The following is an 11975-nucleotide window of genomic DNA, read 5'->3' as shown; positions in this document are numbered from 1 at the left end:
TTTTTCATTCTTGTAAAATATACTAGAAAACTTCAGCGAAATCAAATATCCGGTTTTAGGCCCCATAATACAGCGAGCCCCACAACTTTATGTTGCAGAGCTCACCCTTATAATCTTTTGATTCTATTTCTGTTTACGGTTATCTACGAGTACATCGATTGCTTTTTGTATTTTAAGGTCATCTTTAAGCATTGATAGATCACCAAGAGTGGACTTGATGTCTTCTACGCTGATGCCGAACTGTTCACTCATTTTTTCGAGCTCCTTGTCCATGTCTGCTTCTTCAACCTCGATGTTTTCATCGATGGAGATCTGCTTTAGGACAAGATTCGTGCGTACACGTTTCTCTGCATCATCTTTCATCTGCTCGCGCAATGCATCTTCATCCTGACCAGAAAGCTGCTGGTACATTTCCATGTTGATGCCTTGCTGAGAAAGGCGTTGTTCGAATTCTTGGAGCATGCGGTCTGTTTCTGTCTTGACCATTGCTTCAGGTACATCGATTTCAGCATTTTCAGATGCTTGTTCGATGAGCTGTTCCTTCATAGTTACATCCGCTTCGTTCTCTTTGGCTTCTTTGAGGTCTTTTTCAAGTTTCTCCTTCAAAGCGTCGACCGTTTCTACATCTTGGTCAAGTTCTTTGACGAGTTCATCATCAAGTTCTGGGATTTCTTTAGATTTGATGCTGTTTACTTTAACTTTGAAGACCGCTTCTTTACCAGCAAGTTCCTCTGCGTGGTACTCTTCAGGGAAAGTGACGTTGACATCTTTCTCCTCTTCTAGGGACATGCCCACTACCTGTTCTTCAAAGCCAGGGATGAAGCTGCCTGAACCGACTTCCAGTTCGTAGCCGTCTGCTTTGCCGCCTTCGAACTGCTCACCATCAACGTAGCCATCGAAATCAAGGTTTACGACATCTCCGTTTTCAACTGAACCTTCTTCTTTAACGACCATGTCAGCATGTGCTTCCAACATATTATCAATTTCTTTTTGGACATCTTCGTCAGTAACTTCAGTATCAAGTTCTTCCGCTTCCAGTCCTTTATATTCACCGAGCTTGACTTCTGGTTCAACAGTGACCTTCGCGCTGAAGATGAGGTCCTGTCCTTTTCCATCTGCTCTACATCGACTTCCGGCTGATCGACCGGATTGATGTCCGCTTCCTGAACTGCCTCTGTATATGCTTTAGGAAGCAGTATATCCAATGCATCCTGATAAAGGGATTCTACACCAAAACGTTTCTCGAACATTTGACGCGGTACTTTACCTTTCCTGAATCCAGGCATGCTCACTTCTTTGGATACTTTTTTAAATGCTTCATCGAGAGCACCGTCTACTTCTTTTGCTGGTACAGTAACTGTAAGAATGCCTTCGTTACCCTCTTGTTTTTCCCACTTCTGAGTCATAATCATATTCCTCCGTTAGTCCATAATTTCAATTAACCAGTATAGTATAACATATCACTTTTTTATATCCAACATTTGATTTGTTCAATCGGATGGTGACATGAGGCGTTCGATTGAACGCACCCACTCAAGGACCTCAGGTGTGGGTTCGGTCCCACTGTCCACGTTGACCATCCTGAGTAGTTCATGCAGATAAGCGTCCGCCAGACTTTTATAGTCATAGGGCGGATCGAGTGGATAGACGCCTATTATATGTGCAATCAACATCGAATCGGCTGCTTCAGCGAACTCAGGCATCCTGTCTTCTAAGTGTTCCAGCACATCGTTGCGTACTTTGACATACATTTCCGTCTCTTCGATATCTGGAAGCAACGTTGGTATGGCCTCTTCTTCTGACCCCATCTTGTGGAACCGCACTGCCTGGTCCTCCCGCACATCTTCAAGTACAGTAACATGAACGTAATCGTCTCAAGGTTCTGCTCCGAATCAATCACACTTTTGATGAGCATCCTGTAACTCCCGTTCCCGGTGTCCATAAGATGCTTCAAAAAGTCTAGCCTAGCATGCAATGGCATCTCACGGAAGCTTCCTTCATCCATATCCTGGTATGTTTCATCATATGATTCGTTGGGACGCACTTCTTTATCATCCAATGCTTTTTTGGCCCTATGACGCAATGCGGCAACTTCTATGCGGAATTCCTGTGGAAGCTCTTCCTGCATGAGCTGATCTGAGAATTCTATGACTTCATAGTATCTGCCCTGGCTGAGCAGTGCCTCCAGAAGGTTCTTCATATGCAGATCGTAGTTTCCAAACCCTTCATTCATCTGGATCAAGGAATAATCGATGATATCATCATATCGACCTTCATCACCGAGTGATTTGTAGAAATACTCGGTAAGAGTTGTGCTTGCTGGGTGATGACGCTCGTATTCCTTAAAGCGCATAATGAAGCCCCGGGCGTTCCCTTGTTCATATAGAGCATGTAGATCCTGCTCCATCTTTTTTTGGAAACGTCTGTGCGACAGGATATTATTGTCCATAAGCATCCCTGATGATCAGTTCACTCCACGATTCGTATGGATTCATTTTTGGGAGGAGATTCCTGTCCTTCCATACCAGTTCCAAAGTATCCTCTTCCTTGGCATGTACTTTGTCCTTATCCACTTCAACTTTGAAGACGATACCAATATGCACTTTGCCGACTTCGTCCTCGTCGTCATTGATCAGGCCCATGATTTCAATGCCTTCAAGTGCGTCTTCTTGGAGTCCAACTTCTTCCTCCAGTTCCCTTGCTGCGTTGATGAATAATTTTTCATTGATCGCCTCGGCCTCTGGCACATCATTCATATGGCCACCCACTCCAATGGACAGGAGGCCATGCAGACGGTCTTCGCCCCGCCTTCAAGGCGCTTATAAACCAATGTCTCCTCCCCTGCAGTGATGACTGCGTAGCTAATCAGTTGCTTATAGGTGGGATCTTCTTCCATATCACCGCGTCGCTTCACTTTATAGCCATTGAATGCAGATAATATACGGCCGTATCTCGGATCCTCTTTGCTGATGAACCCATTGAATGCATCGGCTTCACCTTTGAAGATCTGTTGCCTTGGTACGACGAGGATCTGTTCATCGAATTTACTCATCATGAACCTTCCTTTCCTTATTCACATTTATTTTATATTTCGTCTGTTAATTTGTAAAATAAAAATACCCTTCAATAATATGAAGGGTATGGACGTCCCAGGAGGGATTCGAACCCCCGACCTACAGCTTAGGAGGCTGTCGCTCTATCCTGCTGAGCTACTGGGACAAGATATGATAAAAAGAAAAACCCCAGAAGCGGGGTTTTTTAGCATCCTGGGAGGGATTCGAACCCCGACCGATGGCTTAGAAGGCCATTGCTCTATCCGACTGAGCTACCAGGACTTAATCAGACAAGTACCATTATAATCAATCGTGCCGATAAAAGTCAAACTTATTTTTAAAACTATTGATGTTTTATTACACAATCAAAGCAGACTTTTCCAATCCTCATATTCCGCTTTCAACTGGCGGTACATTATACAGTCGTGAAAATGGTCATATAGGTATTCATACTCTTTCATGACACCCTCTTTGACGAATCCGAGTGATTCCGGCAACGCCCGGCTACGGTAATTGAAGACGCCACATATGATCTCTATCCGATTCAAATCGACCACTTCAAACCCATATTGGATGAGGGGCTCGACAGCACGGCTCACTATTCCTCTACCTTCCGCTTCCTTCACTATCCAATAGCCTATTTGTCCCCTATGGCTCATGGAAAAAATTTCATTATATCCGCACATCCCTACGAAACTGCCGCGATAGAAAATTCCAAGCTGCATACCGCTTCCTTCATCTATCGCATTTTGCCACATCTGGATGATTTCTATGTAATCGGCTGCGCTTGTCATATAATCAACCCACGCGAGCCACTTTCTCAAGTGTCCTCTGTTCTCATCTATTGCTTTATAGACCACTTCATTCTCTTTTGGAGTTAGGGCCCTCAATTCTATTTCAGAATCTACGGTGATGATCATCTCTCTGCACTCCTTTGCATAACGACTTCATTTCGTGGATTTAACAATCTTGCTGCGCACCTCCGGATCGATTGTACATGATTTCCCCTGTTTACGCGATGGCGGTTGGCGGCAACCAATTTGTACAATGCATTTCTCCAGCATATGGGGATGGCCTTCATTAATTTGACCGGTTTAAAACCAGTCGTGTCAGCGAGCACTTCAATCACTGCATCCGAATATATATAGATGTCATCGGAATAATAAATAAGCGAATCGACTTCTTCCGGCATGACGGTATCCAATGTTTTGATGGATTGGAACCGCACTTTATCTTGCCGGTCCAGAGTGGTGATGAATTTTGCAAATCGGTTGCAGATGATGCAATCATCATCAAAATAAAGAATGTTCATGGTCTATCCTCCCAGCCAGCGATTCTTCTATTTAAAACTTCGATATTCAGCACTATGATACTCAATACGCTCGAGCACCAGATCCCTATAGATTGCTAAGATCTGTTTCCTTCAACACTTTATGGTCACGTCCAAGGAATGTCACGACATTATTATCTGTGTCTAAAACGGCATAGGATTCAGGCATCTCCCCTTTTGAAAGTGATATGCTGCCCGGGTTGATGCAATAGACACCATTTATTTTTTCAGCTTTTGCAATATGGGAATGTCCATATAAAGCATAACTGGCGTCATATTCACGTGCTCGTGATGCAAGCTTGCCTCGATCCTTCTTTATACCGTAATAATGCCCATGGGTATAGAAATCCCGGATGCTTCATCGTACCCTTCCACAGGATAACGTGAATCCGTATCGACATTCCCCCGACACGTTCGAAGTGGCGCATCTCAGTATCATCATATTCAAACTCGCTGTCCCCAGATGAATGTTCAAACTGCCGCTGTTCCTGCCGAATGCATCATATACGATATTTTTTTCTCCGTGATTATCACTTACAATCAATATCTTCATCTATCTGCACCCCCGTCATGATTTAACAAAATCTCGAATGCTGAAGCATCATGCTTCAATTTCTCCAACGCCTTTCTCCTATGACTTATTTCCCCTTTTTGTTCTGTGTTAATCATCCCCAAGTATTCACCCTGCAGTGTCTTAAATAGCGGATCATAGCCGAAGCCCCCCTCTCCAGCCGGGGATTCCAATATCTCCCCGTGCAGTTGTCCAATATAGCTCCTCGTATCTCTGCCAGGAATCGCCAGTGCAATGACACAGACGAATCTTGCCGATCGATCTTCAACATCCGTCAGGGCTGCCAGCAATTTACGGTTGTTATCTTCATCGCTCGCCCCTAAGCCTGCATATCTGGCAGAATATACGCCGGGGGCTCCATCAAGGGCATCGACGCATAGACCCGAGTCATCACTGATGACTGGCAGACCAAGTGCCTTGGAGGCTGATTCAGCCTTCAGTACAGCATTCCCCTCGAATGTATCTTCTGTCTCCTCCACCTCGAAGTCGGGGAGCAGTTCCTTGATGCCGATTACTTCCACATCTGAAAATATTGTCTTAAAGTCCCTGATTTTCCCTTTGTTGCCTGTAGCAATAACGATCTTCATTGAGTCTCCTCCTCAAGTGTAATCTGTTCAATTTCATAATCGAGGAAAGGCATCCAATCCTTCAAAATATATTCGAATCGTTCCGTCTTGCCATTGACGATCATGGTATAGGTCGGTTCAGATTGCGATGGCGCATGTGCCTTAAGCGCAGTAAGTATTGAACTCGCTTCGCGCGCTGTTTCGTGCCCCGAGTCGATGACTTTTTTTCTACCGGAAAAATAATCATATATCTCATCCGCCAGCAGTGGATAATGTGTACAGCCAAGGATGATTGTGTCTGCCTTGGAGCTGTGTAGATGCTTCAATGTCTGATGAAGGACGACCCGTACCACAACCTTATCTTTATAGCGCAGTTCCTCGACTAGAGGCACCAGCTTCGGACAAGCTGTACTTTCCACATTGAATTTACGGTTGATGCGCTGGATGGCTTCAGGGTAGGCGCCGGAGTCGACTGTACCATTCGTTGCAAGAACAATGACATTCTGATTATTGCTGCTTTGGATTGCACTGCGCGCCCCGGGCCCGATCACACCGACTACCGGAATCGTGTATCTCTCCCTCAGTATGTCGAGAGCAGCTGCAGTAGCTGTGTTACACGCCACTATAAGCATTTTTATACCACGCGCCACAAGGACATCTGCGACTTCCATCGTGTATCTTCTGACCTGGTCCATTGGCCTATCACCGTAGGGGCACCTGTTCAAGTCCCAAGATATATAATGGATTCATTCGGCAGCTGCCTGATGACCTCCCTTACTACTGTAAGGCCCCCAACACCAGAATCCATGACTCCAATCGGCCTATCCATCACTTCTTCGTTCACTTTCATCGAGTATTGATTCAAGGACATCCGGCAGCATACTTTTCTCTTCCTCCGTCAGATGTGAAGTGATATCAGAGATATAGGATATCCGCTTATTGATGACTTCTTTTATGACTTCTCGTCCTTTGTCCTGCATGAGCACCAGAACGATACGTTTGTCCTTTTCATATTTCTGTCTCTTGACGAATGCGCCATTTTCAAGCTTATCCACGATATCAGTTGTAGTTGAATGCGCCAAATACAATCTGTTCGACAACTCACCTATCGTAATGCCGACCTTATCATCCACCCATTGAAGCGCCACGAACTGCAGTGGCGAAATCTCATACTCTTTAAGTATTTCCCTGCCATGGCTTTTCACATGAACAGATATGTATCTGATTGACTTTTCTATGGAGATGATTGCTTCCTTATCACTCATTATCCACAGTCCTTCCCGCTGATTTATTTCATTATATCGTAATTGAAAATAAAAAAATAGGAAGAGCACTGCTCCTCCTATTTCAATATTATTCTACTTCATGGTCGCTTCCGAAGAAGGATTTGAACATATGGAAGTTTGTTTCCCGCTGCATTGCCGCGATTGATGTAGTCAATGGAATACCTTTCGGGCATGCTTTGACACAGTTCTGCGCCATACCGCACTCGGCAACTCCACCTACGCCCATCAATGCATCCAGCCGCTCATTCTTGTTCATGCTCCCTGTCGGGTGGAGGTTGAACAGTCTGACTTGGCTGATTGGGGCAGCACCCATGAATTGGGAGCTGTCATTGACGTTAGGACATACTTCCAGGCATACGCCGCATGTCATACATTTTGACAGTTCATACGCAGTCTGACGTTTCTTTTCAGGCATGCGTGGTCCAGGACCAAGATCATATGTTCCATCGATTGGAACCCACGCCTTGACACGTTTCAGACTATCGAACATGAATGATCGATCGACCTGCAAGTCTTTGACAACCGGGAATGTGGACATTGGTTCAAGCTTGATCGGCTGATCCAACTGATCGACCAATGCAGTACAAGATTGGCGTGCACCACCATTGATGACCATTGAACAGGCGCCACATACTTCCTCAAGACAGTTCATATCCCAAGTGACAGGAGTGGTACGCTCACCTTTAACATTAACAGGGTTCCGCTGGATTTCCATCAGAGCACTTATGACGTTCATATTCTCACGGTAAGGTACTTCAAACTCTTCCCAATACGATTGGGATTCTTTGTTTTCCTGACGTTTTATTGAAAATTTTATCTTTTTCTCACTCATCTATCTCCGCACTCCTTTCTAGCTTTTTTTAGTATAATCCCTCTTACGCGGTGGGATCAGACTGACATCCACTTCTTCATACTCGAATCGAGGTGCTTCTTTCGGGCCTTCGAAGTATGCCTTAGTCGTCTTCAACCATTCTTCATCATTACGTTCTGGGAATTCAGGTTTGTAATGCGCACCGCGTGATTCGTTTCTGTTGTATGCACCGATCGTGATGACACGTGCAAGTACCAACATGTTCCATAATTGGCGCGTGAAGAAGGCAGCTTGGTTGCTCCATTTCTTCGTATCATTGATGTTTATGCGCTGATAGCGTTCCATAAGCTCAACGATCTTTTTATCCGTTTCGAGGAGTTTATCGTTGTGGCGGACAACTGTTACATTATCCGTCATGAGTTCACCGAGTTCCTTATGGATGACATAAGCGTTTTCATCGCCGTCCATGCTCATGATGGCGTCAAAATTCTCTTGTGCCATATTGACATATTTCTCATAGAGGGAATCATCAAGATCTTCATATGTGGTGTCAAGACCTCTGACGTATTCTATCGCATTAGGTCCGGCTACTGTTCCGCCGTATATTGCCGACAGAAGGGAATTCGCTCCGAGCCTATTGCCGCCATGCTGGGAATAATCACATTCTCCTGCAGCGAAGAGTCCAGGGATATTCGTCATCTGGTCGTAGTCAACATACAGGCCACCCATTGAGTAGTGGACTGCCGGGAATATTTTCATCGGCACTTTACGCGGGTCATCACCCGTGAATTTCTCATAAATTTCTATGATTCCGCCCAATTTAACATCGAGCTCGTGTGGATCTTTATGTGATAAGTCGAGGTACACCATGTTTTCGCCATTGATGCCGAGCTTCTGGTTGACGCACACATCGAAGATTTCACGTGTGGCGACATCCCTTGGCACAAGGTTTCCGTAATCTGGATACTTCTCTTCCAAGAAGTACCAAGGTTTGCCATCTTTATAAGTCCAGATGCGTCCCCCTTCTCCCCTGGCCGACTCACTCATCAACCTGAGCTTATCATCTCCAGGTATTGCGGTCGGGTGGATCTGGATGAACTCGCCATTTGCATATACTGCACCTTGCTGATAAACGACTGAAGCTGCAGAACCAGTGTTGATCATGGAGTTCGTCGATTTTCCAAAGATGATTCCAGGGCCACCTGTCGCCATTATGACTGCATCAGACTTGAATGTCTGAATTTCTGCACTCGTTATCTGCTGTGCAGTAATGCCACGCGCACGTCCTTCATCGTCAAGGACGACTCCAAGAAATTCCCAGCCTTCGTATTTATTGACGAGGCCATCTACTTCAAACTTCCTGACCTGCTCATCCAGGGCGTACAGCAACTGTTGTCCAGTCGTTGCACCGGCATAAGCCGTCCTGTGGTGAAGTGTACCACCGAAGCGTCGGAAATCAAGTAATCCTTCGTTTGTCCTGTTGAACATGACCCCCATGCGGTCCAGCAGATGGATTATATCCGGCGCTGCATCAGTCATCGCCTTGACTGGTGGTTGGTTGGCCAGGAAGTCTCCACCGTACACTGTGTCATCAAAGTGGATCGCTGGAGAGTCGCCTTCACCCTTGGTGTTGACTGCCCCATTGATGCCACCTTGGGCACATACGGAGTGAGAACGTTTCACTGGCACTATAGAAAACAGGTCTACTTCAGCTCCTGTTTCAGCCGCTTTGATCGTTGCCATAAGACCGGCGAGCCCGCCCCGACAACGATAATTTTGTCATTAGCCATTCTGTCCACTCCTTAATTAGATAAATGCCAATATTGCTTGAATGCCGATGAAGCTGACCACTACAAAGATGACCGCTGATACATAGCTCATCATGCGCTGTGATCTATCAGATTGTGTGAAGCCCCATGTAATCATGAATGCCCACAGGCCATTGGCGAAGTGATATACAGTCGCAATGATTCCGACGATATAGAACACCAACCATGCTGGGTTGTTTACAATCTGATGTACCAGGTCAAAATTGACCTCCGCTCCAAAGAACACCTGCACCCTTGTCTGGAACACGTGGATTGCGATGAAGATGAATGCAATCACACCACTGATTCTCTGAAGTGCAAACAGCCAGTTTCTGTATGTACTGTGGAAACCATAGCCTTTTCCGCCTATATTATACTTCGCAGTGAACGCGATGTAGATGCCGTAGACGCCATGAAACAGAATCGGAAGATAGATTACGAAAATCTCCAAAAACAGAACAAAAGGCAGACTTGCCATGAATCCGGCTGCAGTATTGAACGCTTCTTCACTACGTGTTGCAAAGTGGTTGACGACCAAGTGCTGAATAAGAAATACACCCAGCGGAATTACACCCAGCAACGAATGAAGCCGCCTGATCGCAAAACTTGAATCTTGTTTTGACACTCGAATTCCCCCCTAACTCTCCAATGAAATAAGTTTATACACACACCATTTTACTCCCAAGAATTATATAAATCAAGGCGACTTGACGTGTTGCATAAAAAAGATCATGCCCATTCGAGTGCTGCTGTTCAGTCTTTCAATGTTTCCAAAATGCGTTTTGCGATCGGCGCAGGTATGCCTATCTCGGTAAAGTCTGCCACTTCCTTCTCACTCATGCGTTTGATTGAACCGAAGTGGCTCAGTAATTTCTGTTTGCGTTTTGGCCCCACACCTTCAATACCATCCAATCGGGAGGTCACGGATGTCTTCCTTCTTGTATTGCGGTGGAAGCTGATTGCGAACCTGTGCACCTCGTCTTGTATCCTTTGCAGAAGGTAGAATTCCTGTGAATTCTTTTTAAGCGGTATGATTGATGCATCATCGCCGTAGAGGAGTTCAGCCGTCTTATGTTTGTCATTTTTGGCCAACCCCGCTACAGGGATATCCAAAGACAATTCATCGAGGAGTACGGATTTGACGGTATTCATGTGACCCACGCCGCCATCTACAATAAGTAGATCAGGCAATGGTAACCCTTCTCTAAGAACACGTGTGTAGCGTCTTCTGACTGCTTCAGCCATGGAAGCATAGTCATCCGGCTGGGTGACGGTCCTTATTTTATATTTCCGGTAATCCTTCTTGCTCGGCTTCCCATCGACAAAGGCCACCATGACGCTGACCGGGTCGACACCTTGTATATTCGAGTTGTCGAAGGCTTCTATGCGCACAGGCGTTTCGATATTGAGCGCTTCCCAAGTTTCTCTATCGCCTTTACGGTTCTGGCCTCATCTTTTTCAATCATCTCGAATTTATTGCTGAGCGCTATCTCGGCATTCTTCGTTGCAAGATCGACCATTTCGCGCTTTTGACCCCGTTTGGGCTGTATGACACTGACAGGCAGATACTCTGCAATGACTTCATGCTCCAGATGACTCGGTATATGGACTTCTTTTGGCAACAGATTGGATTTCACATCATAGAATTGGGCAATGTACCTGAAAAATTCTTCCTGCGGCTCATCATTTATTGCGAACATATCTGCCTTCTTCTCAATGAGGTTGCCATTTCTTATCAATAATACTGATACTGCCATCCACCCTTTGGATATGCTGTAACCGAAGCAGTCGCGTGCAGTCATGTCCTTGGTCATCATCTTCTGCTTGTTCATTGTAGCCTCTATATGACCAAGCAGATCCCTGTATTCCTTGGCCTGTTCAAACTCCAGGTCTTCGGAAGCTTTCTGCATCTTATCCTTCAATTCGTCCGTTATCTGTTTGGTGTCTCCATTAAGGAAGCGGGTTATGCCATCAATCATCTCTTTATATTGGTCCTGACTGACCTCATATACACAAGGCCCGAGGCATTGGTCGATGTGATAATAAAGGCACAGTCGATCCGGCATCGTATTGCATTTCCTGAGCGGGTATATCCTGTCGAGCAGTTTTTTTGTCTCGTGTGCACTGTAGGCATTGGGATATGGCCCGAAATAGGTGCCGGAAGATGGCTTGACTGTACGGGTGACGATAAGTTTAGGGTGTCTCTCCTTTGTGATTTTGATAAAGGGATAACTCTTATCATCTTTCAGGAGTATGTTGAACCTTGGGTAATGCTTCTTGATGAGGTTGAGTTCAAGCAGCAGTGATTCGACTTCGGAATTGGTTACTATGAAATCGAAGTCTTCGATTTCTTTTACAAGACGCATCGTTTTCTCATCATGGGCCCCGGAAAAATAGGATTTGACCCTATTGCGGAGATTTTTCGCCTTACCGACGTAGATCACGATGCCATGACGGTCTTTCATCAAATAGCAGCCTGGTTCAGTCGGCAGGACGGATAATTTCAATTTAAGTTCTTCCATAATCATCCCTCATATTGAATTAAATGAT

Annotated in this window: 9 protein-coding genes, 2 tRNA genes and 5 pseudogenes; all 16 read right to left on the bottom strand. The window is 45.4% G+C overall.

Annotated elements, in window-relative coordinates:
- Positions 1-123: 123 nt before the first annotated feature.
- Positions 124-1406 (bottom strand): annotated as a pseudogene (tig, locus tag ACYF68_RS07125) (trigger factor).
- Between the two features lie 84 nt (positions 1407-1490).
- The gene (locus ACYF68_RS07120) at positions 1491-1751 is read right to left on the bottom strand and encodes a hypothetical protein (protein ID WP_461046053.1); all 261 of its coding nucleotides are present in this window, start codon (positions 1749-1751) and stop codon (positions 1491-1493) included.
- Positions 1712-2449, bottom strand: coding sequence for a hypothetical protein (locus ACYF68_RS07115; protein WP_461046051.1), 738 nt, complete (start codon positions 2447-2449; stop codon positions 1712-1714). The genes ACYF68_RS07120 and ACYF68_RS07115 overlap by 40 nt, the downstream gene beginning before the upstream one ends.
- Positions 2439-3052, bottom strand: a pseudogene (locus ACYF68_RS07110) (NUDIX domain-containing protein). Before ACYF68_RS07110 ends, ACYF68_RS07115 begins: the two are co-directional and overlap by 11 nt.
- A gap of 93 nt (positions 3053-3145) precedes the next feature.
- A tRNA-Arg gene (locus tag ACYF68_RS07105) sits at positions 3146-3219 on the bottom strand.
- Positions 3220-3262: 43 nt separating this feature from the next.
- Positions 3263-3335: transfer RNA gene (locus ACYF68_RS07100), tRNA-Arg, on the bottom strand.
- Positions 3336-3418: 83 nt separating this feature from the next.
- On the bottom strand, positions 3419-3973 hold the full coding sequence (locus ACYF68_RS07095) for a GNAT family N-acetyltransferase (RefSeq protein WP_461046049.1): 555 nt from the start codon (positions 3971-3973) through the stop codon (positions 3419-3421).
- Complete coding sequence (locus ACYF68_RS07090) at positions 3970-4365, bottom strand: thiol-disulfide oxidoreductase DCC family protein (RefSeq protein ID WP_461046047.1); 396 nt, start codon at positions 4363-4365, stop codon at positions 3970-3972. The genes ACYF68_RS07095 and ACYF68_RS07090 overlap by 4 nt, the downstream gene beginning before the upstream one ends.
- 85 nt (positions 4366-4450) lie before the next feature.
- Positions 4451-4738 (bottom strand): metallophosphoesterase family protein, encoded by a 288-nt coding sequence (locus tag ACYF68_RS07085; RefSeq protein WP_461047523.1) that lies wholly within the window; start codon positions 4736-4738, stop codon positions 4451-4453.
- A 194-nt stretch (positions 4739-4932) separates the two neighbouring features.
- Entirely contained in the window at positions 4933-5541 is a 609-nt protein-coding gene (locus tag ACYF68_RS07080) for an XTP/dITP diphosphatase (RefSeq protein ID WP_461046045.1), read from the bottom strand.
- A pseudogene (gene racE, locus ACYF68_RS07075) lies at positions 5538-6349 on the bottom strand (glutamate racemase). The gene ACYF68_RS07080 and the pseudogene racE overlap by 4 nt, the downstream one beginning before the upstream one ends.
- On the bottom strand, positions 6342-6785 hold the full coding sequence (locus ACYF68_RS07070; RefSeq protein ID WP_380569401.1) for a MarR family winged helix-turn-helix transcriptional regulator: 444 nt from the start codon (positions 6783-6785) through the stop codon (positions 6342-6344). Before ACYF68_RS07070 ends, racE begins: the two are co-directional and overlap by 8 nt.
- Before the next feature lie 88 nt (positions 6786-6873).
- On the bottom strand, positions 6874-7638 hold the full coding sequence (gene sdhB, locus ACYF68_RS07065; protein WP_380569400.1) for a succinate dehydrogenase iron-sulfur subunit: 765 nt from the start codon (positions 7636-7638) through the stop codon (positions 6874-6876).
- 18 nt (positions 7639-7656) lie between these two features.
- Positions 7657-9407, bottom strand: a pseudogene (gene sdhA / locus ACYF68_RS07060) (succinate dehydrogenase flavoprotein subunit).
- A 16-nt stretch (positions 9408-9423) separates the two neighbouring features.
- The gene (locus tag ACYF68_RS07055; protein WP_461046042.1) at positions 9424-10050 is read right to left on the bottom strand and encodes a succinate dehydrogenase cytochrome b558 subunit; all 627 of its coding nucleotides are present in this window, start codon (positions 10048-10050) and stop codon (positions 9424-9426) included.
- Between the two features lie 128 nt (positions 10051-10178).
- Positions 10179-11947: pseudogene (uvrC, locus tag ACYF68_RS07050) on the bottom strand (excinuclease ABC subunit UvrC).
- Between the last annotated feature and the right edge of the window lie 28 nt (positions 11948-11975).

This window comes from Salinicoccus sp. CNSTN-B1 (assembly GCF_054792835.1).
The sequence above is the reverse complement of the archived record's forward strand: the minus strand, read 5'-3'. Positions and strand labels throughout refer to the sequence as shown.